Below are 26,244 nucleotides of genomic sequence, written 5' to 3'. Positions count from 1 at the left end.
GTGACCGGAGTGGGGTAGAGGACTGTGCCGCCTATACTCGAGGTACGCGATCTTCATGTACACTATTACACGCTCCGTGGCGTCGTCCGTGCTGTTGACGGCGTCAGCTTTACGCTCGAACCTGGCGAGGTTCTCGGTGTAGCTGGCGAGAGTGGTTGTGGCAAGTCGACGCTTGCCTGGGCGCTTCTACGACTAGTCCCGCCACCGGGTAGAATAGCTAAAGGCGAGATAATTATAGATGGAGAAGATATTGTGGGTATGAGTGAAGACGAAGTAAGGTCTAGGATACGCTGGCAGAAGATAAGCATGATATTCCAAGGTGCCATGAACGCGTTGAACCCCGTCTACAGGGTCTGGGAGCAGATAGCCGAGCCACTTATAGTGCATCGCGGCATGACCAAGGAGCAAGCCTACAACAGGGTAATAGAAGTACTAGAGATGGTTGGGCTCGGCGAGGATGTAGCACAACGTTACCCACACGAGCTTAGCGGTGGCCAGAAGCAGAGAGTAGTAATAGCCATGGCGCTAGCCCTCGACCCACCAATACTTATAGCAGACGAGCCCACTACAGCACTTGACACAATAATACAAGCCCAGATACTAAACCTGCTAAAAGACCTAAAACACAAGTTGGGCATGAGCATCATATTCATAAGCCACGATCTCAGCGTCATCGCGGAGCTAGCAGACAAGATAGCGGTAATGTATGCCGGCAAGATAGTAGAGTATGGGCCCAGCGAGCAGATTTACAACAACCCTCAGCACCCCTACACCCGTGCACTCCTACGCGCCATCCCAAGGCTCCACGGCCCCAAGGAGAAGCTAGCCTACATACCCGGCCAGCCGCCAGATCTCCGCCGCCCACCGCCTGGCTGCCGCTTCGCCCCAAGGTGCCCACAAGCAATGCCTGTCTGCCATGAACATGAGCCGCCATACTTCGAAGTAGGAGACAATCACTATGCCATGTGCTGGCTACACCGTGGCAAGAGCGAACGCAGGACTCTAGCCTAGCAGGGTCGGCCCCCGTCTTCCCGCCCATCCCCCGCCCTTCGGCTGGCGGGGTGGGCTAAGGCCAATCCTCCTCACTCCCTAGTGTTTTGTTCCGAATCATTCTAGTAATTGTGTCATTTGTTACAAATGTGCTTAAAGTCTGTAGGTGACGGCATAGTATCCTGAAGCAGGGCCATCCCTGGGTGATTGATGTATGGCTCTTGGTGGTTCTAGAATTGAGCGTAGTACCGCTATAGCAGCTGCTGTAGTAGCTATAGCGTTCATAGTAGCTGCTTTGATGTACTCCGACTGGGGTAAAGATACTACCAATATGGTGAGGATAGGTACTCTACGTGGCGGCGTTTCGACACTGGACGTTATAACTAGGCTCGGACTCGATCAAAAATACAGACTAGATGTACGGGTAGAGTATTTCACTAAGACACTTGATCTAGCTAATGCGCTTGCCCGTGGCGATATAGACGTAGCAGTTATTCCAGCAGAATTTGTCGCAAAGCTCCGCGAACACGGAGATGATGTGGTAATTATAGCTGTTGACTTTTACCAGAACCAGGCAATAGTAGCGAAGCCGGAGACGGGGATAAACCGTATAGAAGACCTTGTGGGGCGTCGTGTTGGCGTGTTCAAACCTACGGGCACATATGCAATGTTCAAAGCCTATATGAAGGCAGGCTTCGGTATCGACGTTGAGAAGAGCCTACAGCTTGTAGACTCACCGCCACCTCAACTGGTTCAAGCCTTTGCCCGTGGTGATGTGGATGCCGTAGTATTATGGGAGCCCTTTGTCTCCAAGCTCGTGGTAGATGAGGGTGGCGAGATACTCGCGACTTACGATGAACTTTGGGATATGTGGAGTGGACATGTAGGCGAAAAGGGTGTAATGATAGTCTATGCTGCACGGGGCTCCTGGGCTAGGGATAATCCCGGGATAGTTGAAGCACTACAGAAGATACGGGCTGAGGCAGCACAGCAGTGGAACCGGGATAAAGCCCTGGCAGTACAGATACTCATGGAGGAGTATGGATTAAGCGAGGGCGCAGCCGAGCTTTGTTGGCAGCGGGTGAAAATGGAGGAGTCAGTAACACTCACAGAAGCGATAGTGGAGAACATCCTAGCAGTGTGGGAGCTAGCACGCGAAGGCGGCTATATAAGCTCCGAGCCAGCAGCTCTGGCAAGAGGAGCGTTCTGGCAGGCTGGCTGACAGCGGCAACGCTCTTGACGGTTTTCTGGCAGCTCGTCCACATCCTCTATCCTGGCCAAGTTCCAGGGGTACTTGGTACACTTGCCTTCCTAGCGCAGGAGGGCGCTTTAACCATAGCTGAGAATACCGTTCTTACGCTCGCCCGTACAGCGGCTGGATTCCTGATAGGTGCCACCACGGCTTTAGCCCTAGGGCTCCTCTACACCCTAGGTCCCCTAGCTAAAGAGACTGTTAGAGCGTTAAACACTGTGCTTCAGAGCGTCTCGGTCCTCGTCTGGTCGCTGGTTCTAGTCATGTTGTTCGGCGTGCTAAGTCCCATACCCCCAGTTCTCGTGGCAGCACTCGTAGCTCTCCCGATAATGCTCTCAGCTCTATTATCTGGCCTAGAGTCGGCCAACCCTCGTTTAATCGAGCTAGCAATACTCCTCGGGGCGGACAGGAAGAAGCTCTACAAGGACTTCCTGCTCCCTAGCCTCCTCCCAGCACTAGCCGGGGCGGGTAGGGCGGCGCTCGGCGCGGCGCTCCGGATCAGCGTAGTAGCCGAGGCCTTCGGGAGCAGTGGGGGCATAGGCTACATGATAGCTACCTACTATAGCCTTGCCGAGCCTCGTGGCGTCTTTGCGTGGGGGTTAGTGCTAGTAACACTGATGATTGTTCTCGACAAGTTGGTGTTGGAGCACTTGGAGGAGAGGATACGGCGATGGGCAGCGCTGCCGAGGTGAAGCTAGAGGCGAGGAATGTCTGGAAGAGTTACGGGGACCGAGTAGTACTAGCCGGAGTTACCGTCGTAGCGCATCAAGCCGAGGTAGTAGGGATAGTAGGGCCTAACGGCTGCGGCAAGACAACACTGCTACGCATCATAGCTGGGCTCGAGGAGCCCGACCGCGGTACAGTAGTGCTGAGAGGCCGTGCTCTGCTAGTCTTCCAGGAGAACCTCCTCCTCCCCTGGAAACGGCTCCGCGACAACATAGCCCTTGGACTCCGCTACCGCGGCGCACACCGGGAGCTAATCGAGGAGCGGGTAGCCTGGGCGGCAGAGCTGCTAGGGATAACGGAGCATCTCGACAAGTACCCAGGCGAGGTGAGCGGCGGCACAGCGAGAAAGGCCGCAATAGCCCGGATGCTCGTCCTCGACCCAGACATACTCCTCCTAGACGAGCCCCTAGCCGGCCTAGACGTCGCCTCGCGCCGCAGCCTCCTAGAAGCAGTAGAGGCTATCGCGCACCGCCATGGCAAGACAGTAGTGATAGTGGATCACAACCTAGACGAGGTAGCAGAGTACGCCGACCGAGTCTACGTGCTCACACACCCACCGACACGCGTCGAGGTAGAGATAGAGCTAAGCCAGCTAGAGCGGGAGGAGAAGCCAGCACTAGTATACGAGGCGCTCAGCAAGATATACCGGAGAGACAGGGGCAAGTACACTGCTAGGACAGAGACGCACGAGCGATGAGCCTCTTAACACCGCTCACGAGCTTTCTAACACGTTCCAGCGCTTTCTCTACATCTTCTCGGCTACACCATCCCTCGTAGAAGCATACATGCATACTAGTAGCAGCTGTCCAAGCATCGTAGACCCAGTCTCCCAGCTCCCGGTTCAACCTACGCGCATATTCCCATAATTCTCCATGACTCCTAAGCCTCTTCCCATACCGGTACTCTGCGTATGCTTTCACAGATAGAGCGGCGGCCCCCCACGTCTTCTCCGCAGCCTGCCGGACATCGCCTTTAGCTAGCTCCTCCCGGGCCTGCTCCAACAGCTCCCCTGCAGCAACAACATATTCGTGAGCCCTCTCCTCCGGGTCAATACCCTCCATTAGCAGCTCTATGATGTACTCCTCCAGCCCTAGCCCGAGCTTCTCTGCCTCCCTCCGGGCCCGCTCAGCTAGCGAACGGGGGAGCGTGACAGTAACATGAGCAGAAGCCAAAGCCAGATAACCCGGAACCCTAAGGAAGTCATGCTAGGAGTTATATTCTTTGTAAACCACGGTGTCTCACTACAACCTAGGGAGTAACACTGGCAGCCTCAATAATGATAGAGACACCAAGGATCGACTCCATGATTAAACAGTGATTTCGCAAAACCGTACAACTCCTCGGCTCAGCTAGGCCCATTAGCCGCCAAGGGATCCATAGCTACTCCTTCACGCGCCAGTCTTTCAAGCCTCTCGGAGATGAAGCGCAGCGCACCAGCGAGCACCCTGTCGTTGTCGTAGTTCCTCAGTATCTCCTCTAGCTCCCCGCGCGGCCGGGTCTTCAGCTCTCGCACGGTTTCCACGAGGAGCGGCACGGCACGGACAATGTTGTCAACTATCGTTATGCTAGCCATGCGGGCGGTACGGCTAAGCGGGTTAAGATCAATAGCGATCACTGTCTTCCCCATACGGCGGAGCGCCTCGGTCCGGTCGCCATCCTCCAGCGCCACGAGCACAACGTCTGCCCGGAGGATCCCTTCCGGGCTCACTTTACCCCGTGGATGCGGTAGCCCCGGTATACGCGCGGTAGCATCCTCTACACCCAGCACGCGGCGTGCACCAAGGCTCCGTAGGAGCTTCTCGATGCGCCTCGCCCTCTCCTCGGTACGGTAGAACAAGTTGACCTCAAGAGGTGCATCGAGAAGCTCTGCCAGCCTCACGAGCCCCTCAGCAGCTAAGGCAGCAGCGTTGCCATTAACAGAGACCACCGGGTGCTGTGCTAGCAACAATGCAGCAGCAGCGGCGCGGACTGCCTCCCGGGCAAACCACTGAGTCTCCTCGCCGATCAAATAGTCGAAGCACTCTCCACGGCCATGCGCGATAAGCCCCTCCGGTACCACGATCCCGTGTCGCCAAGCCTCAACCAGCTGCTCCCTGAGAACTAGGCTCCAGTAGCGGGGATGACTACGCGGGATACCTTTGCTGGTCATAATAAAGGTCCCGAGTATTGGGCTAGCCGTGTGGGCAGACTTTGAACTTGCCTCTAGCGGAAAAGGATAGTCCGGGAAGAGCCAAGTAGAAAGCTAAGCGCTGCAATCATGAAGGTAAGTGTGCTGATATCTGCGCGAATAGCCGAGGTCATGCTAAAAATTCGGTGTAGCCAGAACACCACGACCTAACCTACAAAAACCCTTGGAAGAATGCTACATACCGGTCTGGCTGGAAAGACGCATGGGGCCGGGTGTACCGTGATGCGTGGTATAAGCCCTGTCATAGCTACAGTCATAATCCTGGCAGTGACAGTCGCTATAGCAGTGGCAGTAATAGGCTGGATAACGGGCTTGTGGGGCAGTCTGACAGGAGGTACAGAGCAGTTACAAATTTATCCAGACAGCTATATAAATGCAACAGGAAACTTTGCTATAATCCATGTACGCAATACTGGTAGCGCTGATGCGACAATAACAAAGATTGAAATTGAGGGGATAGGCAGTTTCGGGAGCGGTGACTTTGATGTATATACTAGCGAGGCTACAGCTGTAACTGAGGCGATAGCTGGTACACTAACAGCCGACAATGATGTGGTCAAGGCAGGTGAGGAAGCGTGGATAGCTATAGTTAATGTAAATGGTGCTACAGCGGGTAGCAGCTATAATGTCAAGATATACACTGCGAACGGTAACGTATTCCCGGCAATAGTAAAGGCTGTACAAAGGTAAGACTTAATAGAGTTCAGGAAACTCGTATCCTAGGTTACCGTTTTTACCTCGATGCTAGATAGGTTATTGGCGCTTGTCTTTGCTTCTACAGTGACTTATTAGGTTCTTGTTTATCTATAGACAACTGTTAATTGTCTTGTAAGATTGTTTGTCCTTCGGGGTTGTGGCGTTAACTACCTCTCTGCCCCGCTTTACTTCCTGGCTAGTATTATTACCCGTGTGAGGCTTCCATGTACTCGCATGTAGTGTTTTTCTAGGGGTTGTAGTCCTGCTTGTTCGGTGTATTCTATTGCCTTGTCTTCTGCCCAGTGTGGTGTAGCGTATGCTAGGTAGGCTCCTGGCTGGAGTACTCGGGCTGCTTCTTGGAGGAAGTTTTGGAGGAGTGTTTGGAGGGGTTTGCCTCTTAGCGAGATGCTTCTGCCGTAGGGTGGGTCTGTGCCTATGCTCTGTACTGTCTCGTCGCGTAGAGGGAGCTTGGTGGCGTCCCACTGAAGGGTCTCTGTGAGTGCTTCGCCCGGGTAGGCTCTGAGGTTCCGGTGTGCTCCCTCGGCTAGCCGGGTTGCTAGCTCGCCGCATATCGTTGGTATGCCTAGGGTCTGGGCTTCTAGGGCGAAGCCGCCGGTGCCGCAGAAGGGGTCTAGGTAGGGGCCGGGCGGGGCGGCGCGGGAGAGGTTTACGAAGAGCCGGGCGAGCCGGGGGTCTAGGCTGCCGGGGTGGAAGAAGGGGCGGCGCTGGGGCCGGTGCTCTTCGAGCAGCTTCTTGGGCTGCACGCCCTCCCGGAGCCCCAGGACGGCGGCGCCCTCCGTGACTATTATCCGGAGTGTCTTCGTCGGCTCTCTGGCAGCTGCTACTGCGCCGCAGGGGCGGAGGAGCGCCTCAAGCCGCTGGGCCGCCCGCCTTGCTGTATCGTCGGGGAGCGTACTGCGGGCGTAGCCGCGGACTCGGTGCAGCTCTACCCGTACCCGATCATCCTGCCCGACTATGTTGCACCAGTCGACGTATTCTAGCGCTTCTAGGACGTCGCCTAGCCGGGCCTCCGTGGCTGCTAGCACTCTGCCGGTCTCGTGCACTAGTCCGGCCCTCCACGCTACGGCTTTGCTTTCCTCGCAGCTGCACTTGAATACGGCGAGCTGGTCGAGCACCTCTACTACTTGGTACCGGTGGCCCAGGGCCTCCAGTATACCCCGGAGCTCCGCCAGGGGCAGCGAGGCGTGGAGCCCGCTAAGCAGTGCATAGTAGAGCCTGGTCACAATGCTCCACCGCTCCCAGGACGGCGTTCCTCCACAGAGGGACGCTCTGCTATCTAGGCTATTAAGGACTGGAGGATGGGCACAAGTCCCCGGGAACTCGTGAACATACCTAAGCCTCTACGACACCGAGGGGATGAGCGCCTCCAGGGTCTGTAGCCATAGTATATGAGTAAAACCCGCTGTAGCCCCCTTGGGCTGCTATTCATGGCTGGGCGGGCTAGTTGGTGCATCCGGTGCCTAGGGTGCTGTGAGCTGTTCTAGTAGCTGTGCTGCGTCGCCTCCGTCTCCTAGCCTTTCTAGTAGCTGTTGTAGCGTCGGCTTTGGCCTGCTCTGGCTGAGCCGGTCTATTATCATGCAGGCGCAGTACTGGCCGCACATATTGCAGGCCTTGGTGGCTGCCGGGAACTGGTGGTATATCCTCTTGGCGTGCTCTGGGTCGGGCGCGTAGCTCCACATACGCTCCCAGTCTAGCTTTGCCCGGAGGAGGCTTAGCTCTGCGTCCCGGCGGGCTGCCCTGGCACCATACTTGGCTATGTCGGCTGCATGGGCTGCTATCCGCGCCGCTATGAGGCCCTCCTTGACCTGCTCAGGTGTCGGCAGGCTTAGGTGCTCGGCGGGCGTCACATAGCATAGGAAGTCGGCGCCACTTGCAGCCGCCACGGCGCCGCCTATCGCTAGGGCTATGTGGTCGTAGCCCATCGCGGTGTCGGTCGGCAGGGGGCCTAGCACGTAGTATGGGGCGCCCCTGGTCAGCGTCTTCATTAGCTTGACGTTGGCGGGTATCTGGTCGAGTGTCATGTGGCCGGGGCCCTCAACTATAACCTGCACCCCGGCCCTACGAGCGCTCTCCACGAGCCGCGCGGCCTCTATCAGCTCCGCGATCTGTAGCTCATCGTGTTGGTCCGCCAGGGCGCCGGGCCGGAGGCTATCGCCCACGCTTATCACGGCGTCGTACTCGGCGAAGAGCTCTAGGAGGTAGCTCCAGTGCCTGCGGTAGGGGTTCTCCTCCCTGTTCTCGAGCATCCAGGCTGCGAGGAGGGCGCCGCCGCGACTGTTTATCGGTATAACCCTGCTGCTCTTCAGCGCCTTCTCGGCGAGCTCCCGGGATAGCGCGGCATGTATAGTCATGTAGTCTACGCCGTCCCGGAGCTGCCTCTCCACAACCTCTATGAACCAGTCGCTGGGCATTGTGAGGCCTCCGTAGCGTCGGAGGCCCTCGACCCAGGCCTGGTAAGTCGGCACTGTGCCTAGTGGGAGGGGCTCAGCCTCCTTCATGAGGCGACGCCGTATCTCGTCCAGGGGCCCGCCCATGCTGAGATCCATAACCGTGTCGCTGCCGTAGCGCACTGCTATCCGGGCCTTCTCAGCCTCCATATCGACGTCGACCACAGTGCCACTAGTCCCAATGTTCACGTTGACTTTGGTGAAGAGCCCCTCCCCGACGCCGACGATCCTCACTCTGCCGAGCCGGCGGACGTTGCGGAGAACTGCTATCCTGCCCTGGGCCAGCCGGGCTCGCAGCTTCTCGACGGGCACACCCTCAAGCTTGGATAGAGTCTCAAGCTCCTCTGGCGTCCCGCCGCCCCGAGCAACCTGCATAATCGTCTTAGCCACTCCTAGCCACCCCCGTTGCCAGGCCCATTCTCTTGCCTGCGAGCCTCTCGGCAAGCATCTCGGCGAGCCGCGCTGCAGAGGCTATCATACCGCCGAACACGGGCCCCATGCGGCGCAGGTTGTAGACCTCAGCCACGGACATGCCGGCCGCGTATAGCCCCGGGAATATCTCGCCCGTGTGCTCCACGACCTGGCGTTCACCGGTCCACACGTCTAGACTCGACATGCCGGGGACCTTCAGACTACCGGGGAGCCTCCTCTCAAGCAGCCTGGCTAGCTGCGCGTCATGGCCGGTAGCGTCTACCACGGCGCGGGCCTCGATGTACAGCGGGTCTACATGCCAGCCAGCCTCGACAACGGGGGCCCAGTTCACCACGATACCAGCGACGCGTACATTACTCCCACTGCCGCGGACTATGAGGTCCTCTACGTGGAGCCCGGGGAGTATCACGGCTCCAGCATCTACTGCGCGGGCAGTGAGCTTGGCCACGGCCTCCACTGGGTCCATGGCGTATAGGCCTTCCCCTACACGGTGTAGCCTCACTCCAGCTTTCTCGAGGATGACCGCGGCGAGGCCCTCCTCGACTAGTGCTACTGGGAATAGCATTGAGCCGCCCTTCATCCCTCCACCTGTGCTCAGTCTATGCTCGACCAGGGTTACGCGTAGCCCCTGCTCTGCTAGGAGCCAGGCAAGCGTGAGCCCAGCCGGCCCAGCGCCCGCGATCGCTACATCCGCCTCGACCGCGTAGCTGAGCTTCTCCAACGCCACCTTGAGGGCTATCCTGGCGAGCTTTGCTTCGCTATACTGCTTCTCAAGCTCACCAGGGTAGAAGCTAGCTATGCCCAAGGAGAAGGCACCGGAAAAGCACCACTGAGAACAGCGTTATAAGTATTTAGATAACCTAGTTATAATCGAGGTGTGTAGTAGGACGAAACCAATCCTAGCCGTCATGGAGTAGAATCCCGATGCCAGGCACTCCGCTATACCCGCCAGAGGGTAACATAGAAATAACACCAAGGAGATAATACATGCCCCAGCAAGGCACTTCCGAGACACAACGGTGGTACTGTTGAACAGGAGCACTAAACAATACGGGGCAGCATTAATCCTCCTAACTCATCATGGTAGGGTTTGCAACTATCCTAGTCAAGCCAGCTCTAGCCAATGGCGACGAAGTGGGAGAATACTGGGAGGAGTACGGAGAGTACGACGAGTACGAAAATGAGTACGCAGAAGCAATGGGCGAAATCGCATTCTATCTAGGCCTACTATTGAACCTAGGTTTTGTCGCTGTACGCTGGGCCCGCTTCGTGGTAAACACGCCGCCGGGGCTCCAGAGGCTTGCCCTCGAGCTACACATGGATGGCAACATCGTGCTAACAATACCGGCCCTCTGGCACGCATACACTTTCATCGATAAGGCTGGACCGGTGGAGTATGCAGCTGTAACGCTCATACTGGTGTTAACGCTCAGCGGTATAGTGATGAGGTATTACAGGAACCGTAGAGCTCGACTAATAGCGCGCATGATCCACTCGCAACGTATCCTAGCTCTCCTACTGCTAGTACTGCTCCTAATACATGTAGCTGGCGTGGAAGACTAGCCCGGCGGGATTTCCGGAGGCGTTCCGCCACCGTTCCAGACTCATGAATCTGTGCTGGAACCAGGGACACGGAACGCGGCTCTGAATAGGAATACAACCAGGTGGTCCTTCACCTGGAGGTGGGCCCGGATTGACAGCTAGGATGAATCGTGCTAGACTAGCCTCCATAGTCTTGCTGGCCCTCCTCCTGGTACCTATAGCGGCCCCCCTAGCCAAGGCGCAACAGGAACCGGGGCTAGTACTAGCATTGGAGACAAGCATAGAGAACGCGAAGAGGCTACTAGAGCGGCTAGGTGTTCCCAGCGACTCGCCGCTATGGCAGAAACTGTCGAACATAGAGGAGCAGGTAGCCACGGTTGAACAGCTGCTCAACGAAGGCAAGAAGAGTGATGCAGCCCGACTTGCTGGCGAACTATTCCGGGAAATAGGCAGTATCATACGTGAAGCTGTAAGAGAGTACTCCCAGGCCCCGGCAACACTCGCGATCGAGGTCCGGCGGCTTCTCGCCGAGGAGAGACTGTTACTCAGGATACTAGCCAGTATAGCTGTGAGGGCAGAACGGCTAGGCAACTTGACACTAGCAACTGTCAATGCCACTAATGTTACAGCGTGTATGCCAAGCCCAGGAGAGGCCGAGGAGATCGCCGGTAAAGCGGAGGAGTTACGGCTGAAGGTTGAGAATCTCTACAACCAGACACTCGGGCTACTCGGTGGAGACGTTTCCAACGAGACACTCGCCATGATAAGGAGCCAGCTAGCCGGGCTACGGAACGAGACGCGCAGCCTTGCGAAGGAGCTAAATCAGCTATGGACACGTGCTCTAGCATGTAACGTGGCGGCGAAGCTGGAGAAGAAGATAGAGATCCTGGAGGAGAGGCTGAAACAGCTCGAGCAGCGCGCAGAAGAGCTGAGGAGCAGGGGCCTCGACAGGGCTGCACAAGCGCTGGAGAAGAGGATAGAGGTCCTACGAGAGCGGCTAGAGAGGCTCATGGCGGCGGTGAATGCTACACTAGCGGGCGAGGCGGACCAGGACGACCTGGCGCTGGTGCTTCGGAGCCGCTGGATGCTGCCAAGCCTCGACGCAAAGATCATTGCAGCCAGGCAGAAGCTCAGCCACGCCATGATGGCACACGACCTATCGCTGCTGGCCCGGCTCCTAGACCGCCTAAGCAATGCTCTCGAGAAGGCTGCCGAGAGGCCGGCTGTGCCCAGCACTGTGCGTGAAAATATCCGGAACACAGCGTCAATGCTGGCTAACCTCTCCGATGCATTGAAGAGTTATATGGCCGGCAAGGTAGGGCTCGATAGCCTACTTGAAGCGGTTAACGCGACACGTGCAGCCTTAGAGCAGGTAAGAAACAACCTAGCTGGACTAGGCCCAGCAGCTAACATTGTAGAGAAACTCCTTGACCGCGTAGAGAGGCTCCTCAACCGGGTCGAAAAGGAGGCGAGGGCTGCTCCAGCCATGACAGCGAGGGGCTCACTAGCGGCTGCGGATCATATACTGGCGGCTGCACTGAGAATAGCTAGGCTAGCAGGAGAAAAAGAGACGGCAAACGCCCTAGCAGTGCTGAGAGAGCTAGTAAACTCGGCTAGAAATGCACTAGCTGCTGGAGACAATTCAGCCGCTCTGAGCTACGTAGACGAGGCTCTTCAGAAGCTTACAGAGATAAAGAAGAATCTAGCCTCGGAGAATGGATGGATATCGGACAGGCTCGAGATACTGCTAGACCAGGCTGAGGCGCTACTAGAACAAGCCCAGCAGAGCCTAGCACCTGCAACAGCATAAAGTCACCAGATAAGCAGTACCCTCCAGCAAAACCACGTATCCCTTACATTTTCTGCCCGGTGGCCCAATTCTGGCCCCCATTGAGGGCTCTACCCGTATTAGGAACCCTATGGTTAGCCTCTAGGATGGGGCGTGAATCCACCTAGTCTGGATAGGCAGACTCTGGGGCGATAACAACGGGTAAGAAGAACAACCGGATGAAAAGCCTTAGATTCACTGTGCACCCTCTTGTCAAGTACATGCTGCCCTTATCCCTAGTTGCTGCAGCAGCACCACTACTCTTAGCGACAGTGTGGAGCCTACTAGTAGGAGAAACAGATGAATACGTCCTCTGCTTGACAATATATAGCCTAGTATACTCTCTTATAGCTCTCATCTGGCTGACGGTCACTAAGCCAACACGGCCAGTAAAGATAGGTGAAACACTAGTCCTAGTAGCTTTCGCCTGGATACTAACACCACTGCTCTCTGCGATACCGATACATTGTGCCCTCGGCATCCCGTTCATCGACGCGTGGTTTGAGTCTGTTAGTGGCTTTACTACTACTGGTCTCAGCGTGTTTAATGGCGCGGTGGACCCTGACTACAACGTATACATACCCTCAGTAGAGGAACTCCCCTTTGTCATAACGACATGGCGTGCTGTGACACAATGGCTCGGCGGCTTCGGCATTGTGGTGATGTTCTACGTGTTTGCCCGGCTAGGCGGGCTCCCAGCACACCTAGTAGGCTTCGCCGAAGGCCGATTCGAAAGACTAGAACCAAGCATAGCTCATAGTGTTAGAGCACTTTTCGGCCTATACGTGGCCCTTACGTTCTTCTTTACCGTCCTATTCTACGTATCAGGTATGCCGGCTAACGATGCTCTATATCACGCTCTTACAGCGCTGTCCACGGGAGGGTTTAGTAGCCATAGTTATAGCCTTGGCTACTATCGCACAGCTATAGCAGTACTCCTGGCTGCAGTCCTTGCTATGAGTATTGGTGCATGGAACTATGCAGACCTCTACGCACTACTCAAGGGTATCCCGAGGAAGATGAGTGGTGAAATAAACGCCTACATAGGAGTTGTAGCAATAGGCCTCGTACTAAGCCTAGTACTGGTATCTGGGCGTCTCCCTGTACTTGATATACTGTTCTATGTGGTGTCGGCTCTCTCTACTACCGGCTTCCAGGTGAGCAGCCTCTCTCATGCACCTGCGGCTCTCAAGTATGTACTCGTACTCCTCATGTTTGTTGGTGGCTCGGCTTTCTCTACCGCGGGTGGTGTAAAGCTCTACCGCGTAATGGTGCTGGCTAAGTCGGTGAAGTGGAGTAGTGCCCGGATAATATACGGATCCGATTACTATGTCGCCCGGAAGGTCGGCGGAACAATAGTTAGTGAAGAAGAGATCGTGAAAGTGGCTAGCGTCTTCTTTCTTTTCGCTATACTCCAGGCCGTTGGCGCCTTGCTGTTACTCCACCTCGTACCCGGCACAAACCTCGTAGACGCACTCTTTGAAGCTACTAGTGCGCTTTGCACGGTAGGACTAAGTGTGGGAATAACCGGGGCAAACTTACACATGGCGCCCAAGCTGGTACTCATGGCGCTAATGACGCTGGGGCGGCTCGAAATTCATACATTTATATTAGTCCCAGTACTGATAGTGCATAGTATACGCGAAGAGGTACATCATCTAGCCCATGGGCGTTACGTGGGTTTATCCTAACGTAGCAGCCCTAGACGTATCCAGAGTAGTTCCTCGGCTAGAGGGCCAATGGAGAGCAGTACTCCAGCAGCTGTTAGTAAGGCTGGAGAATCACTGATGCTGTAAGCGACTATGGCCGACGAGCCTGATAACGTTGAGGAAAGCCACGCTACTGAAACTTTCCTTGCTAGTTTTCCGACTAGCTGATGCGCCGCTCCCAATGCATATGAACGGAGAATCCCGAGGCAATCATCAATGCGGCGAAGGCTAGTGCTGTTTGAGGTTCTGGATTCTCTGCTATAATCCTTAGGATTGACATTCCGGCTAGCCATAGAAGTCCTGAAGAAAACATTATACGTAGGACTCGGTGCCCCCAAGACGGTATGCAAGCGCATCGCTTGCTAGGCTTGTGAAGAGCCAGCCTAGTAGAGCGGCACCCATGGCACTTCCCGCGAGAATATTGCCAGCAGCACTGATTGCTAATCCTGCTGCACCTATTACGCCGATAGGGCTCGCCTCGCGTAGCCCAAAGACGGGGCCAGAGCTTCTGGTCATGCAGCGTGCAGCCTCCTAAAGTGTAGTGGTGGGGGGGTGACGTCCGGGAGAACACAGTCGCCTAGGGCCATGAGTATATAAGTGCGTTACAGGTGCGGCCCACCTAGTGGCGCGAAGAAGCAGTATGAGTACACGGGTCGCATGGACCACTGCACCTCCATGGAGGGAGTATAAGGGCGATGGTACTATCTAGCATGCGTAGAGTAGTGAGAGGCAGCTATATAGCCAGCAGTACTGGGCCTAGAAGGGGTACCGGTTTGCAGGAAGAGGCGCCGCCAGGGGCAAGGCTTGTACTAGAACCTGGCGGCGAGCTAACCTTCGGAAGGATACGTGCACGACTTGGCAGTGACGGCTCGCTCGAGGCATGTGACGACTATGGCTGTATAAAGGCGCGGGTCCCCCATGGTAGTAGTGTGTTCATGGACCCGGTGCCCCCGCTCAACAGGCCTTCGAGGATCTCGAACTGCCTCTACATAGAGTTCGAGGAGCAACTAATCGTGCCGGGCGGGCGTAGCAGCTTCTGGACTACAGCACCCTACGAGTTCATGGTCCACGTAAACGGTATCGTGCTCGGCTACCTCTCGCCCCTCAGGGTAAAGTACACGCTTATCGGCGATATAGTTGATGGCGTGGTTTGTCGTTACCACCGTGCCATAGTTACTAGTAGCCATCGAGAATTAACAGCAGGTGGCGGCCTAGGACTAGTCTCCGTAAGATTCCGTGGCTCGCCCGGCAAGGTCCCTGGTATAGGCTTCTACGCGGCGGGTGCCCCATTGTTCACTAACGGCAGCTTCGTTTACTATCCTGAAATCGAGGCAGAAGTAGACCAGCTAAGACTATCGGTAAGGGCTACTCAGAGACCCCCACTGAGTGGACTGAGGGAAGCAAGACGTGCCCGCCTACGAGCAGGTGGATTGCTACCACAAGTGTTCGTAGTCACGCTAGAGGGGGCGTAAGGAACCGTGGCACCTAACATGACTCTAAGTCTCCCAGGTGGTTGGGAGACGCTAGCGAGCGATATAGCACTAGCAGCAGCTGTCATAATCGCAAGCATCTTCGTGGCACTCATTGTAAGGCAGTTTATGAGGAGAAGCCTTCAGCCTCGGCTCCCCACCTACGTCTATAAGCCGATGGAGAATATGGTGTTTTACGGTATACTGTTGCTCGGTATAGTCTCAGCACTATCGCCGTTTGGGATAAGCCTCTCCGGCCTGCTGGTAGCTGGCGGCTTCGCGGGCCTCGTGGTAGGTCTTGCCTCGCAACAGACGGTATCCAACCTTATCAGCGGCATCTTCCTACTGGTAGAGCAACCCCTCCGTATAGGCGACCCTGTGACAGTGGAGAACGTGAGCGGTGTCGTGGTGGATATCAACATTCTCTCGACCAGGGTCAGGACGTGGGACGGCTACATAGTTAGGATACCAAACTCCACGGTATTCAACGCCCTGATAACTAACTACCAGCGTACCCGGGCGCGCCGCGTCGAACTAAAGATAGGCATTCACTACCGTAGTGACCTCGATAAGGCGATCCAAGTGCTCCGCGCGATGATGGAGGAGCACCCCTATTGCCTCGTTAACCCAGCACCCGAGGTATTCGTCAGCGACTACTCTAACTCTGCCGTGGTGCTCACAGCCCGCTGCTGGGCGCCGCCACAGGTATGGTTTAAAACAAAGGTAGAGCTACAGACAATGGTAAAGAAGAGGCTAGAAGAGGCGGGTATCGAGATACCATTCCCGCAGTTAGACCTGCATATTAGGGACTCAGCACCTCTGCCCATACGCATAGAGGAATCATCGAATGATCGAAAGCCAAGCTGATAGGATCCATAGTCCTCCCCAACTTTGCTTAGTCTTATGACGTGTTCCGGCTACGTGAATCCTTAGTCGCCATTTTGTAGCAGCCGACGGAAGAGTAATGTGTATTGAAATACGTGTACCTGACGCCTACTGTGACGATTACCACTGCTTCTAGAATTTAGTTGCGTAGAGGAGGGGGTCGGCGAGGTGTCCGGTCGCCACAGCCCCTGGGCGGGGCTCTGTGGAGGTGCATCCCCAGGGTACCTCATCCCCGAGGACAGCTGAGAAACAGACGAGGCGATGGTTCCTAGAGTTTTAGACTGAGCCGGCGAAGTTTCTCTTCGAGCACTTTCAAGTCGATGTTGTCCTGGAGCTTTATCACCGCTAAACCGCCGTGACCACCTATGTTCTCAGCTATGCCTTCCTTGAGGAGTCCTATAGCCATCCGGTATGCGCCGCGGCCCCGGCTACGTATTATGAGTAGGAGTGCACCGTCATCGCGTTGTACGAGTAAGGCTACCGGTTGACGTAGCATCTTGTAGAGCTTTGAGGCTAGGGCGCTCGCGCCGCGGCCACTCCAGCTGCGCCGTGCGTCGACGAAGCGTATGTAGCCTATCCTCTTGGCCGCGAAGGCTAGGTCGCGGGCCTTCTCCTCTATCTGGCGGTCGCTTTCCTCAGCAACCTTGAGGACGCGCTCGACAAGATTCATGTCTATTGGCGCGTCTTGTGGTAGTGGGCTAGCAAGCCACTTGACGAGCTTCCTCCAAAGCTCCTTGTCCCGCAGTACTGTGGAGGCCTTGGATATGCTTGCAGCGAGCCGGACCACCCGGTTCTCGGCCTCAGTCATGGGCTTCTTGCTCCTCTCTAGCACACCCACGGCCTTCATGAAGGCTTGTAGCCTCGGTGTAAGATGGCGTATCCCGAGGCTCCGCAGTAGCTGGAAGGTTAGCACAGCTGTCGGCTTGTGGCCGAGGTAGACCTCCTCGCTGAGCTCGTAGAGCCGCTTCGACATGTATATCGTCGAGAAGTGGTGGTCGATATAGATTATCCTGGTGGATGGGCACTCTCTGGCGAAGCCACTGAGCACCTCGTATAGCTTCTCCGTGAGGGGGATGTCGAGCACCACCAGGGCGTCGGGGCAGTTACCGCTAGCCGTCACGTTGGCGAGCGCGTCGGGGAAGCCACGGGGGCCAGCTGGCTCTAGCGCTATGTCGTGGCGGCCCTGGAGCGGGTACAGCTTCCGGTAATACTGGGCATAGTATATCATAGCCGCTGACGTCACGCCATCCGCGTCCCAGTCAGCTATAACAGCTACCGGCGTCCGGACTAGGCTCCTCGGCTTCCCGGTGCTAGGCACGGAGCCAGCCCCGAGACCCGAGGACTACACGGCGTAGCCCCCTATAGCTGGGTCGCAGAAGCGAAGAGGACGCTGTGCCGAGAGACGCAATAATACTAGTAGCGGTTCATGAGCCTATGGCCTCTTATACCCTCGGCGTGCCGTGTATATGGGGCTCGGTGCTCGGCTGGATTCGTCATCCCCGGTGGGTAGGCATAATCCCTGGCTCCTCACCGCCCACGGAGACGAGCTAGTGAGTGTATCTTCTACATATCTTTGGACGCTATACCCGGGGACTATTGCGCCCTAGGGGTTCTAGCCTTGATTAGTCGTTAATTATAATCCTGGGTGGCGTAAAGCATGCTCGTCATCTATCCGTCGACGGTCATGGATGAGGGCAGCGGCGCCGAAAAAGCTGCTGAGGCGCTAAGGCTAAACATACTAGCAAGACTCGCCGTGGAGCCAGCAACGCTGCACAAGCTCCTTGACGACCTCCGCTATCTAGAGGAGACGGGGCTCCAGCCTCCGGGCTACACTCTGCGTGATGTGCTGACCGAGCTCCGGCTATATCGCAGGGCGGGGATAGTCTACGAGGATCTAGCCACAGCGAAGCTGTACGCTGATCTCAGCATACTACGGCCGGAAACTAGGAGCACAATATACAAACTGGCAGCCACTATAGCTGAAGTTCTCGGCTTAGAGAGGCAGGCTGCAGAGACAGGTATACTGGAATCGAGTATGTCTTTGCACGTGTAGAACGTTAGCTGGCTTCTGCTGTTTTCTAGTGGTTGTTGCTCCTTCTGCCCGTAGAATATTCTTGTACAACAACATGTATCCTGCCAGATACTATACCCTAGTACGATGCTAGCTGTGGAGAATTGAATAATTCTATACATGCTCTGCACTTCGCGGGGTCAAGCCCAGGATCTACCATGGCGTGGAGCTGGCATGCATAACCTCGTCTAAGTACTTCAAGCGTTATGCGTACCAGTTGGTAGTGTATGTGGTATTCGTCGGGCTTTCTTGAAACTATCTCTTCTGCTAATTTTTCTAGCTGTTCATCTATGTCTGAATAGGACTTGAGGTCTAACGCGTGGCCTCGTTCTACCGATAGATAACGGGAAACCGCTGACTGAGTTATGCGAAGTAGCTTAGCTATTTCTGTCTGGGTTAGACCTTTCTCGCTAAGCTTCTCGACGAGACGTCTTCTCACCGAGGGATAGACATAACGGGAGGCTAATTCGAAGGCGTTGATCTTCATTGTATACTCCTCTGCTAGTCTTATATACCTGGAGTCTGCGGGCTTTTCCAGTTTTCTATATTATAGAATATTATGATACATAGTGTGTTTCGAAAGATTTATATATACGTATGTCGGCGTGTGTGCCGATATGACACGCGTCATACATGGTGGGCTGTCTTGAGCGGTCAAAAAATAATTATGAAGTGTAACCAATGCAGCATGAGTTTGCCAGGCGGTTGTACAATAGCAGGCGTCTGTGGTAAAGACCCGGACCTCAACTCGCTCCAGGAGGCTCTCATCTACGGAATAAAGGGCGTAGCAGCATACTATTACCACGCCTACGAACTGGGCTACAAGGATGACGAGATAGGCTTCTTCCTATCCAAGGCGTTGTACTCGACACTGACTAACGTGAACTTCAACAAAGGGCGCTTCATCGAACTAATACTAGAGACTGGCAGGATGCACCTTAAGGCTATGGAGCTACTGGACAAGGCATACGTTGAGACGTTTGGGGCCCCGACACCCGTCGAGGTCCCCACAGGGACGGAGGAGGGGCACGGAATACTCGTCACCGGACACTCCTACAAGGCGCTATACGAGCTACTCAAGCAGATCAGGGAGATGGGGCTCGAGGACGAAATAAAGGTCTACACGCACTCCGAGATGCTCCCGGCACACTCCTATCCAAGGATCCGCGAGTTCAAGGCGCTCTACGGCAACTGGGGAGGAAGCTGGGTCTACCAGAAGCAGGAGTTTAGCGAGTTCCCCGGGGTAATCCTCGGCACCACTAACTGTGTGCTGCAGCCCCTCAAACAGTACGCTGATAGGATCTACACCACGGGTATCGCGGGCCTGGAGGGGGTACCGCACATAGACGACTACAATTTCGAGAATCTGATAAAGCACGCCCTCAAAACGCCAAAGATGAAGAGAGTCGAGAATGGTAAGATAGTAACTGGGTTCCATCACACAAATGTACTTCCGCTAATAGACAAGGTGATAGACCTAATAAACGAGGGTAAGATACGCCACATATTCGTCATAGGTGGCTGCGACGTACCTAACCCCAAGATGAGCTACTACGAGAAGCTCACCCAGATGGTGCCGAAGGACTCGATAATACTCACAGCTGCTTGTGGAAAGTTCCGCTACAACCGCCGCGACTACGGCACCATAGAGGGTATACCACGGTTCATGGACTTCGGCCAGTGCAACAACGTCTACTCGATAATAGTGCTGGCAGCCGAGCTGGCAAAGAGGCTCGGAAAGGACCTCAACCAGCTACCAGTAAGCATAGTGTTGAGCTGGATGGAGCAGAAGGCTGTCGCGATACTCTACACACTCCTATACCTAGGCATAAAGGGGATATACATAGGGCCGAAGCCCCCCGAGTTCCTCACGCCCAGCGTATTCGAGGAGCTGAGGAAGAAGTTCGACCTACGGCTAATAAGCACCCCCGAAGAAGACCTCCCCAAGATGCTCGCCAAGGGCTCAACATTATCCAGCGACTCACCGCTAACAGCCTAGCTCTAGCTTGCTTCTTCCTCCCTTTTCCTACATTCCCAGCCCTCTTGACGGAATAGCCTTAGCTTCCGTCTGCTACGAGCCCGGCTAAGAGCATCCGGGCTTTCTCCTTGAACTCTGTAGCAGGGCCCTCGTTTACCAGCATGTAGTCAGCTAAGGCTATGACGCTTCCCAAGCCAAAGCCTAGCTCGGTGAGGTCGCGCTGCCGGAACTCCTCCCAGGTCTGGGGGTCTCCTGGGCGGCCACGCCGCCGTAGCCTCTCGAAACGTGTCCGGGGCGAAGCGTGGACAGCCACTATGACTACTCTGCCGAGCTTCTCGAACACCTCGACCTCTACGAGGCTCCGGACACCATCGATGAGCACCACGGGGCTGGGATCCTCCCGCAGCTTCTCCGCTATACGCTCGGCCACTACTGCAGGGCCATACTCCTCTCTCAGGAGGCGCGCGATCATGTTGAGGTTGGCGGGTGTCGGCTCAAGCCCCCGTCGCCGCGCCTCCTCCCTTATCACGTCGCCCATGACGTAGACGGGTATCCCCATGTTCCTGGCGATACTGGAGAACATGCTCTTGCCGCTGCCCGGCATGCCCGAGACGAGGACTATAAGGCGGCTCTGCTGCTCCACGGCTATGAGCCCTTGTAGACACGTGTTAGCAGCGGAGCGGGAGGGTAAAGAACTCAGAGCTGCTGGCTGCTGAGTGGTTGCGTGTGTACGCTCTTATCCTCCAAGCTGGCTAGATATTCCCCCTGGTGCTTCTGGTGTGCCTTGGAAGTGTAGTGTATGCGGTGCAGAGAACCCTGATGACGCGGACCGCTGCCTAGTATGCGGCACGCCCCGGGATATAGAGCCCAGGGCAACAGAGGCGGAGACTACAGCAGGCATGCCGGGCAGGACGATGGCGGAAGCGCAAGCACCAGAAGCGGCTGAGGCGGTAGAGGCCGAAACGGAAACGCCAGGAGAAGCGGAGAGTATGGAGGCTGCCACTGCGGAGCATGGAGTACCGGAGACTCCTAGCCCCGAGGCCGGTGAAGCCGAGCAAACGGCTGGGACAGAGGCACCACCCAACCCTAGGACGCATCGCTACTATCTAGTCGTCATAAATAGTCCCGTCACGGAACTCATGGGGATGAAGATCCCCCTACAGTTCGAGGTCTACGGCAGGATAAGCCTCGGCAGGAGCCTGGAAAACGTCATAGTAGTACCCGACCCGAGTGTGTCGCGGCGCCACGCGCTAGTATACATCGAGGACGACAAGGTGGTGCTCGAGGACCTGGGTAGCACAAACGGCACTTACATCTACGACCCCGGTGAAGCGGTATTCAGGAGAGTAGATAGGGCAGTTCTAAAGCCGGGTATGCTCGTACGCCTAGGCGAGGCAACGGTACTACGCGTCGAGGCTGAACCGCTAGTGTAACCTCGCCATTGTTTACGCGCCTCTATTTCTTCTCAAAGGCTCTAGGTGCTAGCCCTCGGAGGGAGGCCTGTGCCTCCTCGTACACGACCGCGAGGTAGGCTAGTGCTACGCCAGCCGCCATGACTGCTAGTGAGGGCTCGACTAGGAGCCGTAGCCAGATGTTGTCGTAGGGGTTTGGCTGGTAGGGCTCCGGCGGGTTGCCGAGCATGTAGAGGTTCACGGTCACCGGTGCAGCAGTGAAGCCTGCTAGGGCTAGCCACCCGCCTAGGATAGCTACTCTCCTCGTCCTGGTGTACTCTTGTGTCGCGAGCGCGGCTAGGAGGAGGACAATGCCCCACGCGGCGAGGAGTATGTGCCAGTGGCCAATGTTGTATGCTAGCTCTGCCCAGTCCCAGGCGGGGTCGCGGAAAGCCGGGTTAATGAAGACTGTTGGTTTGCGGAGGCTAGAGGCCACGATAGCGCCGGGCACTACCACTGATGCCCAGAGCGCTAGGGTGCCGACCCGGATGCCCAGGGCTAGCAGCCTCTCTTGGGGCTGGGTGCCCGTCGTGGTGGTCTTGAAGGCTAGGATTGTGACTCCGATGAGCAGTATTAACGAGGCCGGCGTTATGACTAGGTGTGCTATGCCGCCTACTGGCCAGACAGCGTAGGAGGCAACAGCAGTAGCTACTAGCCCGACTAGAACCATGTAGGAGGCAAGCCTCGTAGAGCGCCCCCAGCGTAGATGGAGCGCCCGGAGCGCAACGAGGAACGCGGCGACATCCGCCAGCGCCACCATCGCGTGCTCGTGCGCCACCATCGCCCGCCAGAGCTCGTTATCCTCGGCATAGTCGGGGTTAAACCGGGCCGCTATCTTTGCCTCAACGAAGCCCTTGTGGGCCTCCTCGTCCATGAAGCTGCTGCCGAGGTAGCCGCCGATAACGCCACCCACGAGCATCAGTGTCAGCGTGGCTCTCAGCGCATGGTCGAGCACGTCGCGGGGCCTCAACCGCACGGCCACGAGCAGACCAGATGCGAAGAGGACCGCAAGCCCGGCTATGAAGAGCCCGTGTAGCGGGGGGCTACGAGAGTAGTAGGCGTAGCCCAGCCCGCCCACAGCAGTCATAACGGCCCCAGCTAGGCCTAGCAGCCGGGTATCACGCCACTCTCCGGGGTAGAGCCGGGAGCCCAGAACTATCATCGAGTAGAGGAGGGCTGCGAAGACCACGTGGTAGTAGTGAGCTACTCGTGCCAAGAACCATTCTGCATCCCCTCTATCGGGAGGCACTATCTCGGCAGCATGGCCGTTGAACCGCGAGGCGGGCAAGTGCTCTGGGAGTCCTAGGAGGGGTCGGATACTCTCGAATGGAGGGGAGAGTAGGATACCCCAGCCGACGACCGGGACTATGAGCGTGAAGGCTGCGAGACGATGCGAAGGCACAGGGCCACCCATGGGGCTACCTAGGATTAGGGCCAAGGGGCTATATCCGCTATAGCGTGCGGCTCACCAGAATGTTGTCTCCGAGGGGGATTATCACGACAAGGGTCAAAGAAGTGGGATGAAACATTCATTGTGCGGAGAGGACCTGCCTTTCGGGTAGGAAAAAGGGGCTCATACCTGCGTATGGTGGATTGGTTGTTAGCAGTTGGCGACGCGCTTGAGGAAGCGGCGTGCCTGCTCCTTCTCCTCCTGGCTAGCCTTGTCCTCGTAGCAGAACCACCAGTCGAAGCACTTGAACTTCTGTAGCCTCTCCTTAGCCTCCTGCTCGGTGCTTGCTGGCGGCACTATTAGCTGGTCGCCTATTAGCTCGTTGTTCGGCCAGTTGGCTGGCACGGCGCGGCCGTACTTGCTGCTTAGCTGGAGCGCCTCTACGAGCCTTAGTATCTCGTCGATGTTCCTGCCGACGTTTAGTGGGTAGTAGAGTATCGCTCTTATCACGCCCTGGTCGTCGACTACGAATACTGCGCGTACGGTGACTACGCCGCTCTCGGCGTGTATCATGCCTAGCTTCTTGGCTACCTCGCCCATGGGGTCAGCGATTATTGGGAATGGTATCTCTACGCCTAGTTTCTCCTTGATCCACTCCTTCCACTTTATGTGGCTGAAGGTGTTGTCGACGCTTAGGCCTATTAGTTCAGTGTTGAGCTTCTTGAAGTCTTCGTACCTCTTGGCGAAGGCTACGAACTCTGTCGTACACACTGGTGTGAAGTCTGCTGGGTGGCTGAAGAGGACGAACCACTTGCCCTTGAAGTGGTCTGGTAGCTTGATGACACCGTGGTCGGTGACTACCTCCATCTCTGGGAAGCGCTCGCCTATTAGGGGTATGTTTCCGGGCATGGCTCTCTTCACCTATGCTGCCTCAGTTTTCCGTTCCAGTTTCTCTCTAGAAGTTGTTTCTGGTATTTATGTCTACTCCCATAATGTCATTAGGGCATAGCCTCTTTAACCCCCTTAAACGCCCGCTGAAGAAACCTTCCCTCCGGGTATCAATGCTACGAATACGTCGTTCACATTGATGCCCGTGAAGCCGCCTGTATCAATCACGCCTCCTACACGGCTGAAGAACCCATAGCTATCGTTCTCCTCGAGCGCCTGGCGCGGGTCAAGACCGAGCCTCAGCGCCCGTCCTATGGTCTCCCAGTCGACAAGCGCTCCGGCAGCAGGGCTATTCCCATCTACACCATCGGTGCCAAGACACGCGGCAACGTAGCGGCCGGCTGCACGCCCTCGGTGGAGCTCTAGAACGAGGGAGAGACATAGCTCCTGGTTACGTCCCCCACGGCCCTGTCCCCGGACAGTCACAGTGGTCTCGCCACCAGCGATGATAGCCGCAGGTGGCTCTACCGGCGAGGGGCCCCCGGCTGCCACAGACTCGACTACACCAGCCAGTAGCCGGGCTGCTTCGCGGGCCTCGCCTCTCATCCTGTCGGTGAGGATAACCGTGCGGTAGCCCCTGGAGGATAGGAGCCTCGCGGCAGCCTGGAGCGCGTCACGGTTACCAGCAACTATAACGTTGTAGACCCTCTCAAAGATAGGATCGCCCGGCTTAGGCGTCTCCGGCGCCTCGCCTCGGAGCCCAGCCTCTATCCACTTCCTCACACTATCGGGGATGGAGCCCCATACACCGTACTTCCTGAGTACCTCGTATGCGTCGCGGAAACTAGTCTCGTCGGGCGCAGTAGGGCCCGACGCGATAGTGTCGAGCCTGTCGCCGACAACGTCGCTTATGATCAGCGATACTACTTGCTGGGCCCGCGTATAGCGGAGCAGTTGCCCGCCCTTCACGGCAGAGATATGCTTCCTGACAGCATTCAGCTCGTATATCTCAGCGCCCCGGCGGAGGAGCTCCCGGACAACCGCGGCCTCATCCTCTAGGCTCATCTCGTCGGCGGGTACCTCGAAGAGCGCGCTACCACCACCCGAGACAAGCACTAGGAGCAGAGCATCGTCCGGGACACTCTCCAGGAACTCGAGCAGCCTACGGCTCGCCCCGAGGGTCCGTGTTCCCGGTACCGGGTGGTCACCCTCAAGCACCTCTATGGGGCCTACACGGCCTGCCATCCCGGGAGGCGCGATAACGACCCCGGCCTCTACTAGTCCATCGAGCGTCTCTACAACAGCCTCGGCCATCCCCCTAGAGGCCTTCCCAAAGCCTACAACGTAGACGCCACCGGCGGGGCAAAGCCTGCCGACATTCTGTATCTCCACGCAGCTTCCGCAACGCCTTAGCCAGCGTCGTAGGAGTCTCCGAGGCTCTACGGCCTCCAGGGCTGCTTCTAGCGCGTCGAGCAGGTCCCGGTGGAGACTAGTCTTCTCCAACAGGCTACGGTTACGGATAAACGCCAAGACCTGGAGCCCCTAGACGTAACACGGCTGCCGGGGGCAAGCAAAAACCACAACCCTACAAGGTTGCCGGGAGAGGAGCCCCTGGGGGAGTCCGTGGAGGTGCAGCTAGTCCGGCTCGTTACCGGCCCGCTCGAGACCAATACGTACGTGCTAGTAGGGCCCCAGGAGGACTGCCTGGTCATAGACCCGGGAGAATGCATTGCCGATAAGCTCCCAGAGCTGGGCTGCCGGAGAGTCAAGGCAGTACTGGCGACACATATGCACATAGACCACGTAGCTGGCGTTAATTGTCTCCGCGGGCTCGGCGCGGTCTTCGCCGCGAACCCGGCTGACAAGGTTGCTCTAGAGTTCTCCAGGAAGCTAGCCAGGATATGGGGTATCGAGGCTGACTGGGAGCCCCCAGAGGAGCCCGACGTAGAGCTGGCCGACGGTACACGGATAGCCTTTAGCGGTGGAGAACTATTGGCAGTGCATACTCCCGGCCACACACCAGGCCACATGGTCTTCATACTAGGAGGCGACGTAGTGTTCACCGGCGACCTGCTCTTCGCGGGGAGTGTCGGGAGGACGGACTTCCCCGGCGGCGACTACGAGGAGCTACTGGAGAGCATCCGGAGGCTCTACAGCCTCCTCCCCCTCGAGGCCAAGATCTACCCAGGCCACGGCCCCGCCACGACGCTCGAGCAGGAGAAAAGGAGCAACCCCTTCGTGGTAGAGGCTCTAGGTGGTTAACCTCTTGCATAATCCTTTA

General features: G+C 56.6%; 27 protein-coding genes. 14 read left to right on the top strand and 13 right to left on the bottom strand.

From position 1 onward, the window contains the following. Positions 1 to 24: 24 nt before the first annotated feature. The 4 genes from Pyrde_RS01785 (at position 25) to Pyrde_RS01770 (ending at position 3,665) form a co-directional block, all read left to right on the top strand. Positions 25 to 1,011, top strand: a complete 987-nt coding sequence (locus tag Pyrde_RS01785) for an ABC transporter ATP-binding protein (protein WP_055407687.1) — start codon at positions 25 to 27, stop codon at positions 1,009 to 1,011. Between the two features lie 193 nt (positions 1,012 to 1,204). Next, entirely contained in the window at positions 1,205 to 2,212 is a 1,008-nt protein-coding gene (locus Pyrde_RS01780) for an ABC transporter substrate-binding protein (protein WP_055407685.1), read from the top strand. 14 nt (positions 2,213 to 2,226) lie between these two features. Then, positions 2,227 to 2,934, top strand: coding sequence for an ABC transporter permease (locus Pyrde_RS01775; RefSeq protein WP_055407683.1), 708 nt, complete (start codon positions 2,227 to 2,229; stop codon positions 2,932 to 2,934). Beyond that, complete coding sequence (locus tag Pyrde_RS01770) at positions 2,913 to 3,665, top strand: ABC transporter ATP-binding protein (protein ID WP_055407681.1); 753 nt, start codon at positions 2,913 to 2,915, stop codon at positions 3,663 to 3,665. Before Pyrde_RS01775 ends, Pyrde_RS01770 begins: the two co-directional genes overlap by 22 nt. Here the strand turns inward: Pyrde_RS01770 and Pyrde_RS01765 are convergent. Then, entirely contained in the window at positions 3,640 to 4,140 is a 501-nt protein-coding gene (locus Pyrde_RS01765; RefSeq protein WP_055407679.1) for a PaREP1 family protein, read from the bottom strand. The genes Pyrde_RS01770 and Pyrde_RS01765 overlap by 26 nt on opposite strands. Positions 4,141 to 4,313: 173 nt before the next feature. Beyond that, on the bottom strand, positions 4,314 to 5,117 hold the full coding sequence (locus tag Pyrde_RS01760) for a 4-phosphopantoate--beta-alanine ligase (RefSeq protein ID WP_055407677.1): 804 nt from the start codon (positions 5,115 to 5,117) through the stop codon (positions 4,314 to 4,316). A gap of 261 nt (positions 5,118 to 5,378) precedes the next feature. Here Pyrde_RS01760 and Pyrde_RS01755 point away from each other — a divergent pair, with 261 nt between their 5' ends. Beyond that, positions 5,379 to 5,846, top strand: a complete 468-nt coding sequence (locus Pyrde_RS01755) for an archaellin/type IV pilin N-terminal domain-containing protein (RefSeq protein ID WP_055407676.1) — start codon at positions 5,379 to 5,381, stop codon at positions 5,844 to 5,846. Positions 5,847 to 6,037: 191 nt separating this feature from the next. Here Pyrde_RS01755 and Pyrde_RS01750 read toward each other — a convergent pair whose 3' ends face one another. The 3 genes from Pyrde_RS01750 to Pyrde_RS01740 all read right to left on the bottom strand — a co-directional run bounded on the left by Pyrde_RS01750 (position 6,038) and on the right by Pyrde_RS01740 (position 9,557). Next, positions 6,038 to 7,096, bottom strand: a complete 1,059-nt coding sequence (locus Pyrde_RS01750; RefSeq protein ID WP_055407674.1) for an RNA methyltransferase — start codon at positions 7,094 to 7,096, stop codon at positions 6,038 to 6,040. Between the two features lie 237 nt (positions 7,097 to 7,333). After that, positions 7,334 to 8,695: a phosphomethylpyrimidine synthase ThiC gene (thiC, locus tag Pyrde_RS01745; RefSeq protein ID WP_055410614.1), complete on the bottom strand. Its 1,362-nt coding sequence runs from the start codon at positions 8,693 to 8,695 to the stop codon at positions 7,334 to 7,336. A 7-nt stretch (positions 8,696 to 8,702) separates the two neighbouring features. After that, positions 8,703 to 9,557: a sulfide-dependent adenosine diphosphate thiazole synthase gene (locus Pyrde_RS01740; RefSeq protein WP_082419398.1), complete on the bottom strand. Its 855-nt coding sequence runs from the start codon at positions 9,555 to 9,557 to the stop codon at positions 8,703 to 8,705. Between the two features lie 275 nt (positions 9,558 to 9,832). Between Pyrde_RS01740 and Pyrde_RS01735 the strand changes: the two genes are divergently transcribed. From Pyrde_RS01735 to Pyrde_RS01725, 3 genes are all read left to right on the top strand, one after another. Continuing rightward, positions 9,833 to 10,315: a hypothetical protein gene (locus tag Pyrde_RS01735; protein ID WP_055407672.1), complete on the top strand. Its 483-nt coding sequence runs from the start codon at positions 9,833 to 9,835 to the stop codon at positions 10,313 to 10,315. Positions 10,316 to 10,445: 130 nt separating this feature from the next. Then, positions 10,446 to 12,104: a hypothetical protein gene (locus Pyrde_RS01730; protein ID WP_055407671.1), complete on the top strand. Its 1,659-nt coding sequence runs from the start codon at positions 10,446 to 10,448 to the stop codon at positions 12,102 to 12,104. Between the two features lie 197 nt (positions 12,105 to 12,301). Beyond that, positions 12,302 to 13,813: a TrkH family potassium uptake protein gene (locus tag Pyrde_RS01725; protein ID WP_055407669.1), complete on the top strand. Its 1,512-nt coding sequence runs from the start codon at positions 12,302 to 12,304 to the stop codon at positions 13,811 to 13,813. Here the strand turns inward: Pyrde_RS01725 and Pyrde_RS10580 are convergent. Then, on the bottom strand, positions 13,810 to 14,124 hold the full coding sequence (locus Pyrde_RS10580; protein WP_156327978.1) for a hypothetical protein: 315 nt from the start codon (positions 14,122 to 14,124) through the stop codon (positions 13,810 to 13,812). The two genes, Pyrde_RS01725 and Pyrde_RS10580, sit on opposite strands and share 4 nt — an antisense overlap. Positions 14,125 to 14,143: 19 nt before the next feature. Beyond that, positions 14,144 to 14,347, bottom strand: a complete 204-nt coding sequence (locus Pyrde_RS01720) for a hypothetical protein (RefSeq protein WP_055407668.1) — start codon at positions 14,345 to 14,347, stop codon at positions 14,144 to 14,146. A gap of 257 nt (positions 14,348 to 14,604) precedes the next feature. Between Pyrde_RS01720 and Pyrde_RS01715 the strand changes: the two genes are divergently transcribed. Together Pyrde_RS01715 and Pyrde_RS01710 are read left to right on the top strand one after the other, a co-directional pair. Continuing rightward, complete coding sequence (locus Pyrde_RS01715) at positions 14,605 to 15,303, top strand: DUF432 domain-containing protein (RefSeq protein ID WP_197272708.1); 699 nt, start codon at positions 14,605 to 14,607, stop codon at positions 15,301 to 15,303. 6 nt (positions 15,304 to 15,309) lie between these two features. Continuing rightward, on the top strand, positions 15,310 to 16,167 hold the full coding sequence (locus Pyrde_RS01710; protein ID WP_231656770.1) for a mechanosensitive ion channel family protein: 858 nt from the start codon (positions 15,310 to 15,312) through the stop codon (positions 16,165 to 16,167). A 286-nt stretch (positions 16,168 to 16,453) separates the two neighbouring features. On the opposite strand, the gene Pyrde_RS01705 is transcribed toward Pyrde_RS01710, so the two are convergent. Then, the gene (locus Pyrde_RS01705) at positions 16,454 to 17,503 is read right to left on the bottom strand and encodes a hypothetical protein (protein WP_055407662.1); all 1,050 of its coding nucleotides are present in this window, start codon (positions 17,501 to 17,503) and stop codon (positions 16,454 to 16,456) included. Between the two features lie 339 nt (positions 17,504 to 17,842). Here Pyrde_RS01705 and Pyrde_RS01700 point away from each other — a divergent pair, with 339 nt between their 5' ends. Further along, complete coding sequence (locus Pyrde_RS01700) at positions 17,843 to 18,238, top strand: hypothetical protein (protein WP_143522206.1); 396 nt, start codon at positions 17,843 to 17,845, stop codon at positions 18,236 to 18,238. 97 nt (positions 18,239 to 18,335) lie between these two features. On the opposite strand, the gene Pyrde_RS01695 is transcribed toward Pyrde_RS01700, so the two are convergent. Then, positions 18,336 to 18,743: a transcriptional regulator gene (locus Pyrde_RS01695; RefSeq protein ID WP_055407658.1), complete on the bottom strand. Its 408-nt coding sequence runs from the start codon at positions 18,741 to 18,743 to the stop codon at positions 18,336 to 18,338. 180 nt (positions 18,744 to 18,923) lie between these two features. Between Pyrde_RS01695 and hcp the strand changes: the two genes are divergently transcribed. After that, the gene (gene hcp / locus Pyrde_RS01690) at positions 18,924 to 20,255 is read left to right on the top strand and encodes a hydroxylamine reductase (protein ID WP_055407656.1); all 1,332 of its coding nucleotides are present in this window, start codon (positions 18,924 to 18,926) and stop codon (positions 20,253 to 20,255) included. A 58-nt stretch (positions 20,256 to 20,313) separates the two neighbouring features. Here hcp and Pyrde_RS01685 read toward each other — a convergent pair whose 3' ends face one another. After that, complete coding sequence (locus tag Pyrde_RS01685; RefSeq protein WP_257640416.1) at positions 20,314 to 20,877, bottom strand: AAA family ATPase; 564 nt, start codon at positions 20,875 to 20,877, stop codon at positions 20,314 to 20,316. Between the two features lie 136 nt (positions 20,878 to 21,013). Here Pyrde_RS01685 and Pyrde_RS01680 point away from each other — a divergent pair, with 136 nt between their 5' ends. Beyond that, entirely contained in the window at positions 21,014 to 21,667 is a 654-nt protein-coding gene (locus Pyrde_RS01680) for an FHA domain-containing protein (protein ID WP_055407654.1), read from the top strand. A 22-nt stretch (positions 21,668 to 21,689) separates the two neighbouring features. Here the strand turns inward: Pyrde_RS01680 and Pyrde_RS01675 are convergent, their stop codons facing one another. The 3 genes from Pyrde_RS01675 to Pyrde_RS01665 all read right to left on the bottom strand — a co-directional run bounded on the left by Pyrde_RS01675 (position 21,690) and on the right by Pyrde_RS01665 (position 25,493). Beyond that, positions 21,690 to 23,087, bottom strand: a complete 1,398-nt coding sequence (locus Pyrde_RS01675) for a hypothetical protein (protein WP_197272706.1) — start codon at positions 23,085 to 23,087, stop codon at positions 21,690 to 21,692. 198 nt (positions 23,088 to 23,285) lie between these two features. Continuing rightward, positions 23,286 to 23,984 (bottom strand): peroxiredoxin, encoded by a 699-nt coding sequence (locus tag Pyrde_RS01670; protein ID WP_055410609.1) that lies wholly within the window; start codon positions 23,982 to 23,984, stop codon positions 23,286 to 23,288. A gap of 114 nt (positions 23,985 to 24,098) precedes the next feature. Further along, entirely contained in the window at positions 24,099 to 25,493 is a 1,395-nt protein-coding gene (locus tag Pyrde_RS01665) for a glycerate kinase type-2 family protein (RefSeq protein ID WP_082419396.1), read from the bottom strand. A 93-nt stretch (positions 25,494 to 25,586) separates the two neighbouring features. Here Pyrde_RS01665 and Pyrde_RS01660 point away from each other — a divergent pair, with 93 nt between their 5' ends. Further along, a complete protein-coding gene (locus Pyrde_RS01660; protein ID WP_088172004.1) occupies positions 25,587 to 26,225 on the top strand; it encodes an MBL fold metallo-hydrolase in 639 nt (212 codons plus the stop codon). Positions 26,226 to 26,244 lie beyond the last annotated feature (19 nt).

This window comes from Pyrodictium delaneyi (assembly GCF_001412615.1).
Classification (GTDB): Archaea; Thermoproteota; Thermoprotei_A; order Sulfolobales; family Pyrodictiaceae; genus Pyrodictium; species Pyrodictium delaneyi.
This window is presented reverse-complemented; position numbering and strand designations above follow the sequence as displayed.